15 protein-coding genes are annotated in these 19,539 nt (G+C 63.8%); 1 reads left to right on the forward strand and 14 read right to left on the reverse strand.

Annotated features, from left to right (window positions below; translation table 11 throughout):
• Positions 1-323: 323 nt before the first annotated feature.
• The 7 genes from NDN16_RS17950 to NDN16_RS17980 form a co-directional block, all read right to left on the reverse strand.
• A complete protein-coding gene (locus tag NDN16_RS17950; protein WP_251114827.1) occupies positions 324-2,207 on the reverse strand; it encodes a UvrD-helicase domain-containing protein in 1,884 nt (627 codons plus the stop codon).
• Between the two features lie 2 nt (positions 2,208-2,209).
• On the reverse strand, positions 2,210-4,177 hold the full coding sequence (locus NDN16_RS17955; RefSeq protein WP_251114828.1) for an ATP-dependent nuclease: 1,968 nt from the start codon (positions 4,175-4,177) through the stop codon (positions 2,210-2,212).
• Between the two features lie 167 nt (positions 4,178-4,344).
• Positions 4,345-5,016, reverse strand: coding sequence for a hypothetical protein (locus NDN16_RS17960; RefSeq protein ID WP_251114829.1), 672 nt, complete (start codon positions 5,014-5,016; stop codon positions 4,345-4,347).
• Positions 5,013-7,976, reverse strand: coding sequence for an HsdM family class I SAM-dependent methyltransferase (locus NDN16_RS17965; protein WP_251114830.1), 2,964 nt, complete (start codon positions 7,974-7,976; stop codon positions 5,013-5,015). Before NDN16_RS17965 ends, NDN16_RS17960 begins: the two co-directional genes overlap by 4 nt.
• Positions 7,973-8,443 (reverse strand): hypothetical protein, encoded by a 471-nt coding sequence (locus NDN16_RS17970; RefSeq protein WP_251114831.1) that lies wholly within the window; start codon positions 8,441-8,443, stop codon positions 7,973-7,975. Before NDN16_RS17970 ends, NDN16_RS17965 begins: the two co-directional genes overlap by 4 nt.
• A gap of 758 nt (positions 8,444-9,201) precedes the next feature.
• Positions 9,202-9,951, reverse strand: coding sequence for a DUF3883 domain-containing protein (locus NDN16_RS17975; protein ID WP_251114832.1), 750 nt, complete (start codon positions 9,949-9,951; stop codon positions 9,202-9,204).
• A gap of 200 nt (positions 9,952-10,151) precedes the next feature.
• Complete coding sequence (locus NDN16_RS17980) at positions 10,152-11,090, reverse strand: pirin family protein (RefSeq protein ID WP_251114833.1); 939 nt, start codon at positions 11,088-11,090, stop codon at positions 10,152-10,154.
• A gap of 407 nt (positions 11,091-11,497) precedes the next feature.
• On the opposite strand from NDN16_RS17980, the gene NDN16_RS17985 reads away from it, so the two are divergent.
• A complete protein-coding gene (locus NDN16_RS17985) occupies positions 11,498-12,280 on the forward strand; it encodes a SapC family protein (protein WP_251114834.1) in 783 nt (260 codons plus the stop codon).
• A 103-nt stretch (positions 12,281-12,383) separates the two neighbouring features.
• Here the strand turns inward: NDN16_RS17985 and NDN16_RS17990 are convergent, their stop codons facing one another.
• From NDN16_RS17990 to NDN16_RS18020, 7 genes are all read right to left on the reverse strand, one after another.
• Positions 12,384-13,145, reverse strand: a complete 762-nt coding sequence (locus NDN16_RS17990) for a L,D-transpeptidase (protein WP_251114835.1) — start codon at positions 13,143-13,145, stop codon at positions 12,384-12,386.
• A gap of 78 nt (positions 13,146-13,223) precedes the next feature.
• Positions 13,224-13,544, reverse strand: a complete 321-nt coding sequence (locus tag NDN16_RS17995) for a hypothetical protein (RefSeq protein WP_285292811.1) — start codon at positions 13,542-13,544, stop codon at positions 13,224-13,226.
• A 70-nt stretch (positions 13,545-13,614) separates the two neighbouring features.
• Positions 13,615-14,541, reverse strand: a complete 927-nt coding sequence (locus NDN16_RS18000; RefSeq protein ID WP_251114837.1) for a dihydrodipicolinate synthase family protein — start codon at positions 14,539-14,541, stop codon at positions 13,615-13,617.
• Complete coding sequence (locus NDN16_RS18005) at positions 14,538-15,443, reverse strand: HpcH/HpaI aldolase/citrate lyase family protein (protein ID WP_251114838.1); 906 nt, start codon at positions 15,441-15,443, stop codon at positions 14,538-14,540. The genes NDN16_RS18000 and NDN16_RS18005 overlap by 4 nt, the downstream gene beginning before the upstream one ends.
• Positions 15,440-16,669: a CaiB/BaiF CoA transferase family protein gene (locus NDN16_RS18010; RefSeq protein ID WP_251114839.1), complete on the reverse strand. Its 1,230-nt coding sequence runs from the start codon at positions 16,667-16,669 to the stop codon at positions 15,440-15,442. Before NDN16_RS18010 ends, NDN16_RS18005 begins: the two co-directional genes overlap by 4 nt.
• A 1-nt stretch (position 16,670) precedes the next feature.
• The gene (locus NDN16_RS18015; RefSeq protein ID WP_251114840.1) at positions 16,671-17,747 is read right to left on the reverse strand and encodes an ABC transporter ATP-binding protein; all 1,077 of its coding nucleotides are present in this window, start codon (positions 17,745-17,747) and stop codon (positions 16,671-16,673) included.
• Positions 17,740-19,458 carry an ABC transporter permease gene (locus NDN16_RS18020; RefSeq protein WP_251114841.1) on the reverse strand — a complete coding sequence of 573 codons (1,719 nt, stop codon included), beginning with the start codon at positions 19,456-19,458 and terminating at the stop codon, positions 17,740-17,742. The genes NDN16_RS18015 and NDN16_RS18020 overlap by 8 nt, the downstream gene beginning before the upstream one ends.
• Positions 19,459-19,539 lie beyond the last annotated feature (81 nt).

Genomic DNA, 19,539 nt, shown 5'->3' on the forward strand with positions numbered 1-19,539 from the left:
CCGGCCGCTAGGGGATTGCAACGAAACGCTGTGCTGCCTGGTAGGGCGTGCGAGAACCTCGACCCGAAGCGCAACTGCTCAGAAAGGAGCTATCTATCTGATAATAAAAGATATAGTTGGAATATTTGTGCGGTAATCGGCGGTGTTTGGCGGGCCATGCGGGATAGCGATGAGAACTATATCTACTCCATAGCCCTCTATACCCCTCCAAAATAGGTGCAATGGAACGGCATAGCTAGCTGACGCTGCCCATGAGACTTTCGCTTGTTCGCAGTTCGCTCCTCATCGCGTCCCTTACCGCATTAAGACGAGCCTCAATCTGGTCATATCTCGATTTCCGGCACGCCTGCATCAGTCAGAAGCTGATAGAGCTCAGCCACATTGTTTCGCTCTCCGCGTTGTTGGCAGAAGGCGAAGATGGCGCGTTGTTTCGCCCGCGAGAGGGCGACGAAAAACGCTGCGACGCCTTCGGGGTCGCCGGGGGTGTGGGCCCACCAAGCCCGGTCGTCGAGGCCAACGAAGATGATGGTGTCGTATTCGAGCCCCTTGCTCTTATGGACGGTCATCATCGGAATCTGATTGACCCCCTCGAACGCATCTAGGCAGGCCGTCCAGTTCGGGGCGCCATCGGCCGAAGCGAAGAAGTGGATGCAAAAAGCTTCAAGAATGATCTGAAGCAGGTCGCCAACGCCATATTCGGCATAGGTTCGGGCGATCGCCCCGAGATCCAGATATTCGAAAACCCGTCTGACGAAATCGACAGCGCTTTGCCGCGACGGGGCAGTGGCCGCCATGTCGGTGCGCAAAGCAGTGAGAAATGCGCTGAGTTCCGCCTCGACCTTGGCCGCGCGCGCATCATCGTCTTGCCCGGTAGCGCGCAGCGTCAGGACAGAAGACGAGACCAGCTGCCATGCGGCCGGCGCGCGGCGTGTCGCGCCCAGGCGGAAGATCGCGATCGCGAGCCGGCTTAAGTCATCGGAAAGCAAATCCTGAAGCGAGGTTTTGCCAAGGGCATGGCTCTCGTTACGGATCCGCAGACCGTGAGCGGCGAAGGCTCCAGCGAGTTCGTGCTCATAATCGTCGGACTTCTGTTTCACGAGGAGCGCGTAGTCGCGCGGCGCTCGGGCGCGGGTGGCCATGTCGTTGGCGATCCATTGCGCCAGGTGGGTGGCTTCCGCCGCCTTGGTCTGGCTGGACCAGACCTGAGCCACGTCGCCATCGACTTGGCGCGCTGTCTGAGCGACCGTTGGGACGGTGTTCGGATCCAGAGCGCGCGCGACGACGTGCTGGATAGCGACCAAGTCGGGCGAGGAACGGAAGTTAAAGAGGAGGGGGAAGCGGGCTCCCCCGAAATCGGCCTGCAGTCGCTGAAAGGCGTCCTGGCGCGCGCCAGCGAAGACCATGATCCGCTGCTTGTCGTCACCGACGCCGGTGATGACGGTCTGTCCGCCAAAGAAGGCCGACAGCAGGAAGTCGTATTGCGCGTAGGTTGTGTCCTGGAATTCATCGACGAAAACGAAGGGATAGGTGGCGACAAGCGCCCGACGGATGTGGGGATTGGCCCGGAGCAGCAGCTCCGCGAGCCGGTTGATGCCGACGAAGGTAAGTGAAGAGGGCTGGCCTGGCCGTAGTTGCGTTGCCCACCAGCGGGCGATGGCGAACTCGGCGGCGTTCTGGGGCGCGATAGGTCCCATGGGCAGGCGATAGCTGCCGACGATCTTGGGTTCAAAGTCGCTCGCGCTGTAGCCGGCGATTTCCGCCTGCCATTCTGGCGGCGCACTGAGCCGGGCGAGCGTGAGGAAGCCTTCTATCGCCTTGCGCTTTGGGAAGGAGATTTCGTAGGGCCGGGTCGGGCGCCAGTCGGCGGGGATGGCGTTGAGAAAGCGATCGACCAGGCTCTTGGTGAAGGCGTCGAAGGTGACCGACACGAACCGGTTGGCGAACTCTGGCGGGCACCGCTGGCGGACGCGCGACGCGAGATTGTTGGCTGCATCTGTTTTGAACGAAATCGCCAGCACGCGGTGCGGCGCTCGGCAGAGGCCCGTCTCAAGCAAATAGTCGGCGCGTTGGGCGAGAAACTCGGTCTTGCCGGCGCCGGGGCCTGCGACCACACACGCCGAGCCGGCGTGGCGCAGGGCATTCCACGCCGCCGGTTCGAGATCGTTAATGCCGCTCGGGCGCCAGTCCTCTGGCCGAATAAGGCGCATGGTCAGGCACCCGCGGGAGGCGGCGGGGTGAGACGAGCGACAATTGAGGTCAGGAGTGCGCGCAGTTCTTCGGGAGCGGCGGCTGCGAGGGCAGCCGGGTCTTGTGCACTCAACACCCGAACGTGGGTGCTGGGCTTGCCGCGCCCCAGGAATAGATACCGATACCAGCGCATCAAACCGTCCTGGTCGGCAGCGTACAGGTGAGGCAGACCATCGTCGCCGAGAACCGCCGTGCGCGGCTCCCCTGCAGGCGAGGGCCCCTGACGGCCGGGTTCGACGATCTGATAGGCGAGCGGGAGAGCCTTCAGCATCGAGTAGTCGAGGTCGAGGGGCGTGCAGAAGAAGACATTGAACTGGCGCAGCCAATTCATCCAGTTTGTGATATTCGCAGTGTCCTCGATCGGCAGAGCATCGAAAGCCGCCAGATTGGCGGCTGGTCCTTGGGGGTTAAGATGCTGTCCGAAGATGGCCTGTGGCGTGACGTTGTTTGCAAGCAGTTGCGTGCAGGCCGTTTTGATACGTCCCCACCCACCCCCAGAACGGCCCCAGTCGAGATCCAGCAAGGTGGCGTAGGGGATGTCGAGATCGGTCAGCAGTCGCCAGAGGTGGTTCACATGCCGACCGCCCAGCGGAACGACCGCGACAAAGGATCGATCGATGTCGAGCCCCATCGCCTCGGCGAGACGGGGAAGAACGACCTCCTCGGACGCACCTTCTCCCAGCACGACGAAGCGCGCGAAATAGAGTTCCGGATAGGTCCGCACGGCCTCGCGAATGAATTTCGATGCCTCTTCCTCGCCGACTTGGAGGTTGATCGGGCGGATGCGGGCCGTTCGATCGTGCGGATCGAGCCGGAAGTGCCGGACCTGCGTCGGATCCACCCGGGCGAGGATGCTTGGGGAATGGCTGGAGACAACGGCCTGCGCCTGCGGCGACTTCGTCAGGTCCTGTATCTGCCGGACGATGCGGGAGAGATAGAAGGGAGCGAGATTGTTCTCGGGCTCTTCGATCGCGATGAGCGTGAGCGCCGGTAACGGTACGCCGCCAGCCTGGAAACCGGCCCCAGCAGGATCGGCGACGATCCCGGCTTCAACGTCCAGTGTCGCCGCGGTCATCGCCAAATGGAAGAGCGACCTCTGGCCGTCGCTCAGGTCATCGAGGGCTCGCTCCCGGCCGACCTCGTCGGGGCGGAAGACCACCTCTACCTTCCGGATGAAATGCTCAAAACGCAGATCGAGCGGGCGGAAGACCGGCGTCGTGTCGGTCCCGGCTGTGTAAACTTCCTGCCACCGCCGCGTCACCGCTGCGGCAATAACATCGACGGCCGGCTCCCCGGCGAAAGCGCCGTTCAAGGCGGCGCCGGCGTTTGTGAACGTGTCGCGGACTCCCTGCGACCAGTTGATGGCGCGCCACAGCCTGCCGCGCAGAAAGGCCGTCACCTGGGAGGCACCGTCCCGCGTCGCCGGCACGTAGATCAATTGGATCCGCGCCCGGTCGGCGGCCTTCAACTCGGTGCAATCAGCGTCGGTGAACGCCCCGAAAGTCCGGACCGCCCAGTATTTCTGTTCAATCGCACCATCGAGCGAACCGTCATCGGTCCAGGTCGCTTCGAGACGCAGGCGGCATTTCAGCTTGCCCGCCTCTTCAGCGGCCATCTGATGGAAGAATTCCGGAATTGCCGCGCCAGCGGCGCCGTCGGCGTCTAGTTCTGGAAAGGCAATGATTGCCTCTAGGACGAAGTTTCGCTGGAGTGGCGCAACAAGCTCGGTGGAAGGGACGTGAAAATCCTGACGCCGCAGTCGTCGCTGATCGCCCGTCACGCCGAAGAGGCGCTGCAGGGCCTGCATCAGGGCGGTCTTGCCCGCGCCGTTGACGCCGACAAAGGTGGTGAGGCCGGAGGTTAGATCGACGCTTGCCGCAACTGGTCCGAAGCAACGAAAATTCGTCAGACTGAGCCGCTCAATAAACATGTTTCCACCTCCCCTTATCGGCGGCTCATCGCGTCAAGTTTCCCTTGATCAGCCGCCGCCCCCCTTCCATGATCTCGTCACCTATACTTCATGGATCAGTATAAATCACGCTCGGGACAAAACTTCTGACAGAATCGCGATCGATTGGCGACAGCCAAGACTACGACTTAGGATTCGGCGGTCAGCCCGAGCAATGCGTGGTGGATCGCGATGGCTGGTCGCTCAACCGTTCTGGCATGTTCGGATCGCCAGAATGCCGGATGTTCGACGACTGGAGAAAGCACGATCTGTTCGTCGGCCCGCTTCACGCGCCCCAAATACGCGTTTACGCCCGCCGCTGCCGACTGCGCATCGCCGCCGAGCAGATACCCCGCCATGAAGCCGGAGGCATGGTTTTCGGCGTATTTGCCCGAACGGAACCGATCGACGCCTTCGACCACATACTCGCGGCAGAGGTAGGTGTCGCTTCCATCCAAGCGCTTGCACTCGATGATCGCGTGAGGATCGTGCTCAGCGTGGCGCAGGAAAACTTCTACGACATACAAGGGAATGTCTGTTCGACCGTCGGGTGTCACAACATCGGGGGTAGAGCGCGACTCCATGCCGAGCGCCACGATGAAGGACTTGCCCCACGCCAGCGTTCCGGACGTCAGAGCCTGGCGCATGCCGTCTCGCAGCCGCTCGGTCATGACGACCTCGCCCTCTAAGGCCGTCTCCCCATCTATGGCCGCCAAGGCCCAGCCCTCCCGCACCGTCACCAGGATCGCGGCGACCACCTCATCGGCTAGGGCGATATATTCGCGCCCGACCGCGCCTTGGGACTCGTGGGGGATCCTCAATGTCGGCGGCCCGCAAAACTCTCGGCGATCACCGCGTCTGCGTCCTCAAGCGCCACGCTCTCCAGCCAGTGGCGACGAGCCGCAGGCTTGATGATCACTACCTCGTTGCGGCCATGGACCCGCAGTTCGCGCTGACCGGTGAGTGCGCTGGCGAGAGGCACCTTCATTCGGTCCTCGAGCCGTCCGAAGACCGCCGCGAGACTTCCGTCGGGCGAGACGATTTCGACCTCCGGGGCCTTGGCGCCGTCCTCTAGGACGAACCGGACAATCCGCATCGCATCCGTGCCACGCAGGTCGAACACTTCCGCTCGCACGCTTCGTTGGCGACGCGCCGAAAGCCATCGATCCAGCACGGCCGAGAAGGTCTGTGCATAGGCCGCGACACCCTCGCGCGGATCAGCCGGAGTCATGGAGTCGGAAAGCCCCGCGTTCCATTGCCATCCGGCTTTGAGGAGCCCGTCTCGCACCACTATCCGATCGTCGGCGTCGAGGTCGTAGAGGTCGAAGACAGCCTCGTCGAGCGCGATCCAATCTTCTGCGTTCGGAGCCCGAGTTCGGAATTGCTGCTCAAGCGCATAGATCTTTCGACCGGCATCTGAGCCAGCGATCAGGTTGAGATCCGGCGTGGGCAGCAGCGCCACGTCCTGTCGGAAGAGACGCCGTTTGTAGAGGCCGAACTCTCCGGCGGTCATGAGGAAGAACCAAGCCGCCAAGGCTGAGCCCAAGACTCCGGCGAGGATATGGGCTGCTTCGCGATGGGACGCGGGGAACGGTGCGCCAAAGAAGGCTTCGGCGAAGACGAGGTCGCGATCGGAGACTGCGGTCAACGGCCTCGGTTCCCCGGGCAGAAATTCCTTCACCAGCAGCAGGGGCGCTTTGTAGAGCGCCCGGTCACGCGGCCACTGCGCGGCCGTTAGTCCGAACGAGGGCAGGTCGTCGGGCACGGCAAAGGGTTGCAGGTCATCCTTCTGCAGATAGTCGAGCGCGGTCAGGTAAGCCGCGTCGCGGTTCCGGTTCTCGGCTTTGCCAAGAATGAGGCCATCGCCCAGCACAGTTTCTAGATCACGAAGCCGCTCGCCAAGCGGCTGATGCCTGTCGGTGAGATCGTCAACGAGGCGCAGGTCCCGGCGCCGGCCGAAAGCCGCCGTCTTGAGGCGGGTCGGCCGTGCCTCCCAGTCGCTCAGCGAAAGACGGACGATATCGCTGGGTGCGATTTCGAAGGTGTGGGAGCGCGGCCCAGCAGGCGACCACGGGACCTGGACGATGGTCAAGGTCTCGGTTGGCTGGGGCCGATGCCGAGCGAACAGGACCATGGCCGGCATCGCTGCGCCCTCGAACAGCCAGGATCGCAGGTTCGAGAGATTGACGAGCGTCACCGGGCCCAAAGCTCGGACCACGTGGCGTGCCGCTGATGCGCCTGTTTTACTGGCGCTGAAGAATGGGGTGGCGCTCAAGACCATGCCAAACCGCGTTTGCAGGTTCGCGAATTCGACAGCCCGCATCAGGAAGTCTAGGCCCACGCCCCGTGGCTGGGCGGGAAGGGTCTGTCCGCCCTTGCGGCGATCGGCCGTGCCGGCTTTACCCTTGAAGCTCCAGGGCGGGTTGCCGACGATGATGTCGAACGATTTTAGGGCGTTATCTTCGATGAGATGTTCGGTCCCGGCGTCTGTCTGCTCGATGGTTCGAGCGTCGCCAACGAATAGCGTTCGGCCGATCAGAGGCTCGAACGTCAGGCCTTCCGGAGGCTGGGGATCGGGGTCGAGTTCAAGGGCCGCCAGATAGAGGCTGAACGCCGCGACCCGGATCGCGGCTTCGCTGATGTCGACGCCGTAGACCTGGGTATAAAGCGCCTTGCGGATGCCCTTCCTCGTCAGCGGCGTTTTCAAGCCCTGCAGGTGGACCAATCGCCGAAACGCCTCGACAAGGAAGACGCCCGATCCGCACGTCAGGTCGAGCACGGTCTGTTCGCCGTCGAGGCCGTCCATGACCTCGTCAAGGATCAAGGCGACCACAGGCAGGCGGGTATAGTAAACGCCTGCGCGGGTGGCCTCCGTGGACCGGGCACGTCCCGCGATGGGCGCGGCGCCGGAGTGTGCGAACTGCTCGTAGATCGAGCTGATCAGCTCTACCGGAATCACGTCGAATTGATACGGAAAGAAGGTGGTCTGCCCGCTGAGCGGATCAACGGCGTCCAGAAAGTTCGCGACCCTAGAAAGATGCTCTGGCGCGGGCGGGGCCGCCGAGGACGGCGGGAACATGTCACCGTTGAAGGTCTTGGAAAGCCACTGGAACAGCTGGCTGGTTGCCTGCCGGTCGCGCAGCGCAGCTGACAGACGTGCCGTTCCGCAAAGACTGTTCATCCGTTCTGCGGTGATGATGTCGCGATCAAGCAGATACTGAGTGAAGATCGCTCGGCCGATCAGCGCCTGGGCCTCGTCCCGGACGAGGTTCGCCGAGACTAGGTCCCTTTCGAGCACGGCAAGGTCCGACAACAGTTGTTGATCGACTGCGGTCTTGCGATCCACCTGCTTGGTTCTGGCCCAGAACTGGCCGGTCTCCATGGCGAAGCGGCCAGCAAGCGCGTCGAGTTCCTCCAGTCCGGATGCGATCGTAAGGAAAGTTGCGAGACGGTTCTGTGCCGGATCAGCTTCCGGCCGGGGGCGACCGAAGCCGTTATAGAGATCGATGCGATCCGGCGACACGATCCAGAGTAGGGGCGCGAAACCCTCATTCCAGATCTCCTGACGCCAAGCGGCCAAATCCGCGTCGGCCGGCGGGCTCGAAGTGAACTTGAAATAGACCGTCAGAGAGGACTGGCCGCGCCACAGCGCGTCGGGCGTGAAGGATCGGCCTCGCCGGCCCAAGCGAGCTTCCTCGCCCAGCAGCACGCCCGGCGCAGCTTCGCCGTCCGCCATGTAGCCGGTCGCTGACAGGATTTCACGAAGCGCCGCGTTAGTCATCGGCCCGCCTTCACCATCTCGGGCGCGAAGGGCAGAGCAGCTTGCACCGAGGCGGGCGCAAGCGGCATCACTCTCTGGCTCAAATCGTGGATGAGCTGGTCGCAGGGGACGACGAAAGTCGGATCTTTAAGCGGCTTGGCGCCAAGGTCCGAGCCGGCCACCAATCGCGCCGTCTGGGCGTCAATCAAAGCGATCGAGCCCTCAAGATCAGAGGGACGAGTCTCTGACAGGGCGCGAAAAAGCGCGTCCATACTGTCACCGATATCACTGATGCGAACGTGGAAGTCGCCCGTGATCCGCCGCGTGATCGCCAGTCCGAGAATGTCTGCGAAGGTAAAACGAGCCGCTTTGCCCGGCTTGGCTGCGAGGTAGCTCACTGCCTTGCGCCATGCACGCACCTCACCCGGCGACACGCCAGCGAGATCGCGCGCTTGCTCCTGGGTGAATTGAATCGTTTGTAGCGACATGGTTCCTTGTTGCAGACAACAAGAAAATCTGCAACACCGCACATGGTTACGGGCGTGGTGTCTCGACGATGTTGCCCGGACCTTACCCTGATCATCGGCGGGGGTGGGGAGCCCGTTAAGACTTGCGCTTTCGGCCTTGGCAGCCGACTTCGCCAAATGCACTACAAGGCCACCTGCGCCAACTGTCCATTCCCCCCTTCGTCAATCTCTTAATGTCCGCCGCTAGCGCCAAACTGTCATCGCTCGTGGTGGAGACGTCAGGCGCTAGGCGCAATTTCCGGCGTACAATCGGCGGCTATTTTCGGGGTAACCTATGCTATCTGGTCGGGTAGGTGAGAACCTTCATTTTATAGTGCTGTGGAGGGCTATAGGCGGAACGGGTGGCGCAATAACCGAAAATATTGTGCGGTGATTGGCGGTTATAGGCGGCAATATCGCACAATCGGCGGTGAAGTGGCGGGGCAGGAGGGATTCGAACTGCGCTTGACAGAGGCGTAGGGAGCAGGCGCAGTGACAACCTTCCCTTATCAATCGTTAGCAACGCATCGTCTTTTGAGACTCGCTGAGCTACGATATAGATGTTGCTGACACTTTTGCCGGTAAGAGCCGTTCACCATCTCAGGAACCGCGTCTGGCGATAGATGGCGAAAAGTTCGAGTTAGCCCGAAAGGCAAAAAACCCAACGATTTCAAAATCCAGTTTTTTTGGCGATTTCTGTGACGGTATTTTATGTTCCACAAAATTTTGTTTGCTTTATATTACAATAGCTTAGATGCTCGGTTAATAATCGAGTGGGAATAGGGGGTACAGGCAGGCGGCTCACCACTGGCTACTAACGGCGTGCGCTCCCAGCCATTGGTCGTCTTCACCTCGATCAGCCGATCGCTGCCATCGATGTCGAAGCTCAGGATGTCATAGCCGGCGCCGTCGCCATCGATATCCGACACCCAGCGGATGCGTTCGGCAAGATCGGTCCGACCGGCGGCAATAAGGCTGGCACGCTCATGAGCGAGGACGCGCTCTTCGCCGGCGCGACCCAACGCGCGATTGCGCGCATCGCGCTCGGCCACATCGTACTTCCGAGCGATGGTGGTCATCTGCTCGAGCTCGTCGGGCGGCGGTGCATTCCGGAGCGTCGGTGGCAGGCCGATCCATAGCATCGCCTCTTCACGAAGCGCCGAAAGCGATGGCCCCACCGGCACTGGCACGGCCGATGCGAGCCAATCCGGATGACGCTGGAGCCAACGCACTACCGCATCGACGAGCGAGGCCTGGAAATTGAACGCCGGCTTGTAGCCTCGGATCCAGTCCTCACCGAGACCCTGGAGAACGGCGCTGATGTTCTGATGCTTATATTCGATCGAGCCGCGGGGCCGATCGATCACACCTTGCAGCAAACGGTTATGCTCGGCTTTGCTGTAGGGTCGCCCGGCGATGTCGTCGCCAAGCATCGCGAAATAATCCGCGACGATCGCATCATTCTGCTGATCCGACCAGTCACCTGCCATGTCGGCTCGCGAGCCGGGGGTCGAGCTGGACGCGGCCCGTATCATGTCAGCAATCGTACTGGCGCACCGAGCGCCGGTCCGGCTTCGGCGAGCAAGCTTCTGCAGCGCGTCGCGGCCTCCGGGCATCTCGATCAGTCGGGCGCCCGGACGGCAACTGACGCCCGGGGCGATACCGCATCGTCCTGCAGGCCGGCTGCTTATCATCGCTCCGGCAGCAGGATATGTTCGAGGCGGTCATCCGGCGGAAGGTCGAAGCGCCCGATGCCCCAGTTCTCCGCACGCCAATCGGCCTTTGCCTCTTCGATACGCTCCCGCGAAGACGCCACGAAATTCCACCAGATATAACGCGGTCCCGGCAACGTCGCCCCACCGAGGATCATCAGCCTGGCACCGCGATCGCCCGCCGCAACCGTGATCCTGTCGCCGGGACGGAAGATCATCATCTGCGGCGCCCGATATTCCTGCCCGGCAATCGAGATCGATCCTTCGACGATGTATATGCCCCGATCTTCGTGGTCGTCGGGCAGTGGAAGCCGATGCCCCGCGTCCAGTTGCACATCTGCGTAGAAGGCTTCCGAGAGCATGCTCGCGGGCGCATGCTCGCCATAGGCCGAGCCCAGGATCAAGCGAACGGAAACCCCCTCGTCACCAATGACGGGCAGGGCATCGCGGCCATGATGCTCGAAGGCCGGCTGCATTTCCTCGTGGCTTTCCGGCAGGGCCAGCCAGGTCTGGATGCCGAACAGGCTGCTCGGACCGCTTCGCGCGGCCGTCGTCGTGCGTTCCGAATGGGTGACGCCGCGTCCGGCGATCATCCAGTTCAGTTCTCCGGGGCGGATGATCTGGTTTGCGCCGGTGCTGTCACGGTGATGAAACTCACCCCGGAACAGATATGTAACGGTTCCCAGCCCGCTGTGCGGGTGCGGGCGGACGTCGACACCTTGCCCGGTCAAAAGCTCGGCCGGTCCGGCCTGATCGAAGAAGATGAACGGTCCGACCATCTGTCGTTTCGGCGCAGGCAATGCGCGCCTCACTTCGAAGCCACCGAGGTCCCGCGAGCGCGGTACGATCAGGGTCTCGATCGCGTCGGCGTCGATCGCGTCGGGGCAGCCCGGTTCGAATGAAGGGTTCCAACTCATGGCGCGGCTTCCCCGTCTTGATCGCCGCGACGTTACGGAACGCACCGGACAATCACCAGATTCGAGCACCGGAAATCTGTGTCGCCGATAAGGGAACGGGCGCGCATCCCATGATCGCTGCGTAGAACACGACGACACGCAGAGGAAGAAACGGCCCCCGAAAATTGGTCTCATAAAACTATTAATGCATATGATAACGTGTAAAATAGCATCGGTTTAAACCTATGCGTGATTCGCGCGCGCATGGTGGAACGAGATCGACGCTCAACGACAAGCTGCATCTTGAAATGTCATATAAAGGAAAATACAGTTCGGACATCGCCGAGAATTCGGTTCAGGGAGAACCTGAACTACAATTTTTAGTAGATGTTTCGATCAGTGATTGAATCTATAATTGCGGAGTTGCCATGAATACGTCTGTAGAATCCAGCGAAGCGCCATCCGTCGACGCGATGCTGCCGCTCTTCTATCGCAAGCCGACGCTTCTGCGTTCGGATGCGCATGCCGGCTTCGGCCTGCGGCGCGATGCCACCGCCTCCTTTGCCGCCAGCGCGACTGCGATCCCCATCGTCGCCAGCGAATTCGCCGCGGCCGGCCGCCAATATCCGATCGTGTTCACCAATGACGATGCGGCGATGCCCGTCATCGTCACCGGCATCGAAGCCGGCAAGAACCTCTTCGTCCAGGCGGATGGCCGCTGGAAGCAAGGCTTCTACGTGCCCGCCTACATCCGCCGCTATCCCTTCATCGGCATCACCATGTCGAGCGAGGAGCGGATCATGCTCGGCTTCGACGAAGAGAGCGACAGCATCACCGCGGCGGGCTCCGATGTCGATGCGCTTCCCCTGTTCGACGATGCCGGCAACCCGACGGACGTCAGCCAGCGCGCCATCGACCTGTGCGAGAACTACGCGGCGGAGCACAGGCAGATCAAAAGCTTCGGCGCCGCGCTGCTGGAACACAAGCTGCTGGTCGAGCGCAATGCCCAGATCCGACGCGACGACGACGATATCGTCGCCCAGATCAGCAGTTTCCGCGTGATCGACGAGGCCGCGTTGCGGGCGCTTCCGCAGGACGTCGTCCTCGAATTCCACGCGAAGGGCTGGTTGCATCTGGTCATCCTTCACCTGGCCTCCCAGCTCAGCTGGCAGTCGGTGATCTCGGCCGCTTCCCCGCAGGCCCTTTCCTGAGCCTCAACCTTTCCGGACGGCCGGCCGCGATGGTACATCGGGGCCGGCCTCGCGGTTTCTTACGCGCACTCCGGCGCTGCCGGCCGCCGACGTCGCCTTACCATCAGGCGCTTCCGGACGCCGGCTCCCATCCTTGAGCCATGGGCGCGCCGGGCAGGCCTCCCTGATAGACGACGATAGGGCTTCCGTCCCGGACCGTGTCGTACAGATGGATGACATCCTGGTTCAGAAGACGGATACAGCCGGATGAGACCGCCTTGCCGATGGACCACGGCTGGAACGTTCCGTGCAGGCGATACAGCGTGTCCGCGCCGTTCTGGTGGATGTACAGGGCCCGTGCGCCCAGCGGGTTTCGCGGGCCGGGGTCCATTCCGCCATTGGCGATGCTGTAGGGCTCCAGTTCGGGTTGGCGCGCCACCATGGAATCCGGCGGCGTCCAGCGCGGCCATTCCCGCTTATAGGCGATGACGGCCCGGCCGTCCCAGGCAAAGCCGTCGCGGCCGACGCCGATTCCGTATCGCGTCGCCATGCCGTTCTGTCCGACATGGTAGAGATACTTGGCCTGCGTATCCACTACGACGGTGCCCGGCCTTTCCGCATGGGGAAAGGCGACTTCCTGCCGCCACAGATGTTGCGGCACGCGAGCCACGTCGACGGCTTCGATGGGGAAACGCTCGTTCGGCATGGCCTGGTACATCAGGGGCACTGCCGGTGGTGGGGGCGGGGCCGGTGGCGCCGGCGGTACGGGTGGTACGGGGGTGGCCGTGACGCAGCCGCCAAGCAGGAAGGCACTGCCGCCGGCCAGGAGGCCGCGTCGCGTCAGCCTGCCGGGTCCGGTCCGGGCTTCGGTTGTTCTATCAGTCATGATTGTCTCGCTTCGTCTCGTAAAGTCGCGGCGCTCAAGGCGCCACGGGCTTCGACGGTCCGTTCCGGAAAGGGTGGCCTATGGAAGCGAGCGTCGCGGTGGCTTGTCGCCCGGCGGCACGTGCCGGGAAACGGCAATTTCGGTGAAGCGCAGGAACGCCTGTTCGCTGCCGCTGTCGCGCTGCGGCAGGATGTGGACGGGCAGGATGCTGGAAGCGACCTGGCAATAGAACAGCCGCGCCTCGTCCGACCATGTGTCGCCGAGCTCGGATGCCGCGTCGACGACGACACGCTGCTGATGGCAACCGGCGCGTTCGGCCGCCCGCTCGGCCGCGGCGACCGGGCCGAGAAGGGACATCGCCGTAACGATGGCGATCAACAGAACACGCAAGGCAACCAACGGTCGCTGAACCTCGATGTATGAAGACAGAGCGACCGATAGCGTTGCAAGGTGTCGAGACTTGGGCGCTCTATAGTGCCGCGCGCGAGTCGGTACGGGCGAGGCGGGCGAGCAGGTAATCCACCTCTTGTCTGGCGGTGTCGGACAGGCTTCCGCCCGGCTTGCGCTGCCGGTCGCAGGCGATGGCGCCCCGCTTTTTCAAGATGTATTTGCGGACCGCAAGCCCGACGCCCTGCTGCTGCTCGTAGCGGATAAGCGGCAGGTGCGCGTCGAACAGGTCGTGCGCATCGTCGCGTCGGCCTGCCTTTTGCAGGGCTGCCAGCTCGGCCAGCATGTCAGGAAAGGCGTAGCCCGTCATCGCGCCATCGGCGCCGCGCTCTCCTTCGAAATCCAGGAACAGACCGCCATTTCCGCACAGGATGGACAGCGGGCGCAGGCTGCCCTCGGCCTGCCAGCGCCGCAAGGTGGAGATCTTCTCCAGCCCGGGCCAGTCCTCGTGCTTCAGCATCACGCAGGAGGGCAAGGCATCCACGATGCGGCGGATGACGCCGGGCGTCATGACGACGGACAGCGTCAGCGGATAATCCTGCAGCACGAAGGGGATGTCGCCGCCGATGGCGTCTACCGCATCGGTGAAATAGGAGACGATCTGGTCGTCGGTGCGCAGGTTGGGTGTCGGCGCGATCATCACGCCGGCGGCGCCGAGGTCCATCGAATCCCTTGCCAGTGCCTTCATCGCGGCAAAGCCGGGGGCGGAAACGCCGACGACGACGGGCACCGGCGCGCGCGCGACCATGCGGCGGACGACGAGCCGCGCTTCCTCCGCGTCGAGCTTCTGGGCCTCGCCCATGATCCCGAGGATGGTGAGCCCGGTCGCCCCGGATTCGACGTAGAAATCGGTGAGCCGGTCCAGCGAGGCTTCATCGAGCCGGCCTGCTTCGTCGAAGGGTGTCGCGGCGATCGGAAAGACGCCGGCGGCTTCTGCTGAAAGATTCATGATTGCTCTCGCTGAATGCTGAGGGACGGGCCCGAAGGGTGTGTCCCGGCCGATATATCCTGCCGCCCGGCGCGTGCCAGCACGGAGCGGGCGCGGCCGACGACAGGCGCGTCTATGAAGCGGCCATCCAGCGTGAAGGCGCCGACGCCTTCGTCCGCCGCCGCATCGCTGGCCGCCACCACGCGGCTGGCCCAGTCGATATCGGCCTGCGATGGTGCGAAGGCCGCGTTGAGGATGGGGACGATGGCAGGGTGGATGCAGCTCGCGCCATCGAAGCCGAAGCGCCGCGCTTCTTCTGCCGCCGCGCGCATGGCCGCTGCGTCCGCATAATCGGCGACGCTGCGCAGGAGGCCGAAGGACAAAACCCGCTCGGCCTTCGCCGCCATATGGATGAGCAGTTTCGGAAGGCGCAGCACGTCGGGCGCCGCCTCCGCGTCCATTGCGGTGGCAAGGTCCTCGCCGCCGCCTGCAAGGGCGAGCACGCGGGGCCCGCGTGCGATCGGCCGCGCGTCGAAGATCGCTCCCGGATCCTCCAGCAGGGGAATGAAGGGCATCGGCTGCCGCGCCAGCTCCTCCTCGATGGGAGCCAGAAGTCCTTCCAAGGCGGCAAGGGTTTCCGGGCTTTTCGTCTTGGGGACGACGAGGCCGTCGGCCCCGGCCCGACAGGCGGCGGCGGCATCGAGCGAGATGAGTTCGGGCTCGGAGTTGATGCGCACGAAGACCTTGGCGCCGCCACGGGCCACTTCCGGTACGGACCGGACCAGCGCGTCCCTGGCGTCGGCCTTGGCATTTGGCGCGACCGCATCCTCCAGATCCAGGATGATCGCGTCGGCGCCGCGCTTGTGCGCACCCCCGATGAAGCGCTCGCTGGAAGCCGGCACGTAGAGAAGCGAGCGGATCATGCCTGATCCTCCTTATCGCCGGGCGCTTCGGTGAGATCGGCGGGCGCCTCGAACCCGAGTTCGGCGAGGATCTCGGCCGTGTGCTGGCCGAGGCCGGGGGCCGGGCGTCTCCAGACGCCGGGCGTACCCGACATGCGCGGCACGATGTTGTGCATGGGAAGGCTGCCATTGTCGGCGTCTTCCACATCGACGATGATGCCCCGCTCGCGGAAATGGGGATCCTGCGCGATGTCGGCGATGTCGTAGACGGGCCCGACGGTTGCGCCGGCCTCGCGCATGATGCGCAATGCGGTCGCGCGGTCGCGGGTGGCGAACCATTCTCCCAGCGCCGCGTCGATCAGCGGGCGATGCTTCACACGGGCCTCGTTGGTGGCAAAGCGCGGATCGGTCTTCATGTCGTCCCGCCCGATGATGCCGAATATGCGCATCGCGACCACCTGCGTGGAGCCGGACAGGGCGACATACTTGCCGTCGCCGCACAGATAGACGTTCCGCGGGGCGCTCGTATTGGACGCGCTGCCGACACGCTGCTTGACCTTGCCCGTCAGGGCATGGATCGACGCCTCCGGACCCAGCACCGAAAAGATCGGCTCCAGCAGCGACAGGTCGATGACCTGGCCGCGCGACAGGCCGCGCTGGCGCGCCAAAAGCGCCATGGACACGGCCTGGGCGCCCTGTATGCCGGCGATCATGTCGGCGAGCGCCAGCGGAGGAAGGACAGGCTCCCGGTCCGGAAAGCCGGTGCGGGCGGCAAAGCCGCTCATGGCTTCGACCAGCGTGCCGAAGCCGGGGAGGCCGGCGTAGGGGCCCGTCTGCCCGAAGCCCGAAATCCGTACGATGACAAGGTCGGGGTTCGCTTCCAGAAGAAGCTCCGGCGCAAGGCCCATCCTTTCCAGCGTGCCCGGCCGGAAGTTCTCGATGAAGACATCCGCCGTCCGCAGCAACGCCAGCAGCGCGTCCTTCTGTGCGGGCTCGCGCAGGTTCAGCATCACCGAGCGCTTGTTGCGCCCGTAGGTCTTCCAGTGCAGCGACTGGCCGTCATCGCGCCAGTCGCGCAGGGGATCGCCTGCGGGCGCCTCCACCTTGATGACGTCGGCGCCGAAATCGGCCAATTGCAGCGACAGCATGTTTCCGGCCACGAGGCGGGAAAGATCTACGACGCGGATTCCCTGCAACGGGCCCGTCCGGCCCGCATCGAAGCGGATCGTCGACTGTGCGGTGTCCATGTCAGGCGGCCTCCGGCCCTGCGGCGAAGATCGCGGTCGCCTGTTGCGGTATGCGTACGAAGACGCGGTCCTGGTGCACCGGCTGCGTGGTCTGGATGCGGAAGGTTTCGCCCGCGCCGGCAAGCTCGTACTGGTAGACGGAGCCGAGATAGGTGCCGGACCGCACTTCCGCGGCAAAGCCGTTTTCGGCCGGGCCCTGGACGATCTCGATCTTCTCCGGCCGAATGGCGACGACGAGCGTTCCGTCGCCGCCGGCCTCGCCCGCGCAAGCGCGGATCTGCGTCCCGTCGGCCAGGGCGACCGTCGCCCCCGCGCCATCCTGGCCCAGCATTCGGCCAGACAGAAAGTTGGAAGATCCGATGAAGTCGGCCACAAAGGCGTCGGCGGGCGTCTCGTAGATTTCAGTCGGCGTGCCCAGTTGCCGCATGCGGCCCATGCTCATGACCGCGATCCTGTCGGACACGGCCAGCGCCTCGGCCTGATCGTGCGTGACGTAGATCGTGGTGACGCCCAGCCGCTCCTGCAGTTCCCGCAGCCAGACGCGGGCCCGCTCGCGCAGCTTTGCGTCGAGGTTCGAAAGAGGCTCGTCCAGAAGCAGCAGGCCGGGGCGGTAGACGAGGGCGCGCGCCAGGGCCACGCGCTGCTGCTGGCCTCCCGACAATTCGAATGGATAGCGTTCGGCGTAGGGCATCATCTCCACGAGGCCCAGCGCCTCCGCGATCTTCTCGTCGCGCTCGGCCCGGCCGATGCGCCGCAACTGCAACGGAAAGGCGAGATTTTCGGCAACGGTCTTGTGGGGCCAGAGCGCGTAGCTCTGGAAGACGAGGCCGATATTGCGCCGTTCCGGCGGAACGTCTACGCCGCCTTCTCCGTCGAAGAGGACTCGGTCGCCGATGCGGATGGTGCCGGACGTGGCCTTGTTGAGCCCGGCGATGGAAAACAGGGTGGTGGACTTGCCGCAGCCGGACGGTCCGAGAAGAGTGAGGAACTCGCCCTTCGGAACGACGATCGACACATCGCGGACCGCGGTGACGGCGCCGTAGCGGATGGTGAGTTTATCGAGGACGAGGTCAGCCATAGATCCGGGCTCCCAGAAGGCGGCGCGCGAGGATCACGAATACCGCTGTGATGATGACTTGGATGGTGGCAAGGGCCGAGACTGGGCCGTTGTCGCCCTGTGCCACGAGTTGAAGCATCGTCGTGCCGATGATTTCGGAGCCGGGCTGGTACAGGAAGACCGCCGTGACGTATTCCTTGAAGAAGTGGATGAAGAGCAGCGCGAAGCACGAGAAAAGCGCAGGCTTGAGGATCGGCAGGATGATCCGGGTGACGGTGGTCCACCAGTCCGCGCCGGAGATGCGCGCGCCCCTGTCCAGCTCGTCGCCGATCTGCGAAAGGGCCGGTGCGATGGCTCCGAAGCCCACCGGGATGTAGCGCAGGATGAAGACGATCATCAGGACGTAGATCGTGCCCCGGATGACGTCCAGGCCGGGGATCCAGACGAGCGCGTAGAAGAAGCCGAGGCCCGCGATGATGCCCGGCAGCGCGCGCGGAAACAGCGCCAGATATTCGAGGGGGCGGGCGTATCGGAATTCCGAGCGCCGGGCGATCAGCGTTACGACGGCGATGAAGAAGGTGCCGATGATGGCCCCGAAGAACGAGACGAGCACCGTATTGACGATCGAGCGGACATAGCTGCTCGATGACAGGATCATCTCGAAATTTGCCGTCGTCAGAAGCTTCCAGAAGGGGATCAGCGGCGTCAGGAAACTGACGCTGGCGCGCATGAAGATGCCGCCGAAGACCGCGATGATGGTGAGGAAGACATAGGCGAAGACGAGGGCGAAGGCGAACCAGCGCCAGGGCCCGAGATCCAGGATCTGCGGCCGGCTGGCCTTGCCCCGCACCGTGACGAAGCGGCCGGAATCCTTCATCAGGCGGCCCTGCAGCCAGACCAGGAAGGCGACGACCGCCAGGAGGATCAGCGCGGCGGCGCCGACGATGCCGTAATCGGGTTGCACGGCGGCGTTTATGCCCTTGTCGTACAGGAAGGTCGTGATGGTCATGATGCCGCTGGGGCCGCCGAAGAGCAGCGGAATGGCCAGCATCTCGATGCCGATGACGAAGTTGAGCACGGCGGAGTAGATGATGGCCGGCCGCATCATCGGCACGGTCACGGACCAGAGGGCACGGAACGGACCGGCGCCGGCCGAGCGCGCCGCCGATTCCAGCTGCGGATCGGCCTTGGTGACGGCGCCGATGCACATGAGATAGGTCAACGGCGCCTGGCTGAGGCCGGCGACGATGCCCATGCCGGTCAGAGAGTAGAGGTTCCAGGGCACGCCGCCGAACCAGCTGCGCATGGCCAGCGAGAAGTAGCCGGAAGGCCCGTACATCGTGAACCAGCCGAAGGCGATGACGAGGTTGCTGACGAAGAGCGGCCAGACCATCAGCTCGCCCATCCAGATGCGGCCGGGAAGGTTGGTGCGCCCCACCACGACGGCGGCGATGGCCCCGAACAGCTGTGCGACGCCCATGGTGAGCAGCGCGAAATAGAGGGTATTGGCGAAGATGCGTCCAATGCCGGCCTCCGCCATGAGGCGGACGAAGTTCGTCAGCGTGAACGTGTTGGTGTCGGCATACAGAGGCTCGGCGAAGAACGCCTGCACGGCGATCGGCGCGATCGGCCCTATGACGAGGAGCGCCGTCAGCAGCGACACACCCCAGAAGATGAGACGCGATCGATCTATCGCGGGGCCGGGCGCCCGCGCTGGCACGGTATCGGACATTGTTTCCACCGGGTTGTGGTGCTTCCCGCGTCGCTGCGGAGAAGACCTTGGCTGCCGTGGACGCCGCCGGCCGGCGGCGTC

Source organism: Aureimonas altamirensis (genome assembly GCF_023702225.1).
Taxonomy (GTDB): Bacteria; Pseudomonadota; Alphaproteobacteria; order Rhizobiales; family Rhizobiaceae; genus Aureimonas; species Aureimonas altamirensis_B.

Excerpts from the sequence above, each read along its gene's own strand:
- NDN16_RS17950 (WP_251114827.1), bottom strand. The coding sequence starts at position 2,207 with ATGCGCCTTATTCGGCCAGAGGACTGGCGCCCGAGCGGCATTAACGAT.
- NDN16_RS17955 (WP_251114828.1), bottom strand. The coding sequence starts at position 4,177 with ATGTTTATTGAGCGGCTCAGTCTGACGAATTTTCGTTGCTTCGGACCA.
- NDN16_RS17965 (WP_251114830.1), bottom strand. The coding sequence starts at position 7,976 with ATGACTAACGCGGCGCTTCGTGAAATCCTGTCAGCGACCGGCTACATG.
- NDN16_RS17970 (WP_251114831.1), bottom strand. The coding sequence starts at position 8,443 with ATGTCGCTACAAACGATTCAATTCACCCAGGAGCAAGCGCGCGATCTC.
- NDN16_RS17975 (WP_251114832.1), bottom strand. The coding sequence starts at position 9,951 with ATGGCAGGTGACTGGTCGGATCAGCAGAATGATGCGATCGTCGCGGAT.
- NDN16_RS17980 (WP_251114833.1), bottom strand. The coding sequence starts at position 11,090 with ATGAGTTGGAACCCTTCATTCGAACCGGGCTGCCCCGACGCGATCGAC.
- NDN16_RS17985 (WP_251114834.1), top strand. The coding sequence starts at position 11,498 with ATGAATACGTCTGTAGAATCCAGCGAAGCGCCATCCGTCGACGCGATG.
- NDN16_RS17990 (WP_251114835.1), bottom strand. The coding sequence starts at position 13,145 with ATGACTGATAGAACAACCGAAGCCCGGACCGGACCCGGCAGGCTGACG.
- NDN16_RS18000 (WP_251114837.1), bottom strand. The coding sequence starts at position 14,541 with ATGAATCTTTCAGCAGAAGCCGCCGGCGTCTTTCCGATCGCCGCGACA.
- NDN16_RS18005 (WP_251114838.1), bottom strand. The coding sequence starts at position 15,443 with ATGATCCGCTCGCTTCTCTACGTGCCGGCTTCCAGCGAGCGCTTCATC.
- NDN16_RS18010 (WP_251114839.1), bottom strand. The coding sequence starts at position 16,669 with ATGGACACCGCACAGTCGACGATCCGCTTCGATGCGGGCCGGACGGGC.
- NDN16_RS18015 (WP_251114840.1), bottom strand. The coding sequence starts at position 17,747 with ATGGCTGACCTCGTCCTCGATAAACTCACCATCCGCTACGGCGCCGTC.
- NDN16_RS18020 (WP_251114841.1), bottom strand. The coding sequence starts at position 19,458 with ATGTCCGATACCGTGCCAGCGCGGGCGCCCGGCCCCGCGATAGATCGA.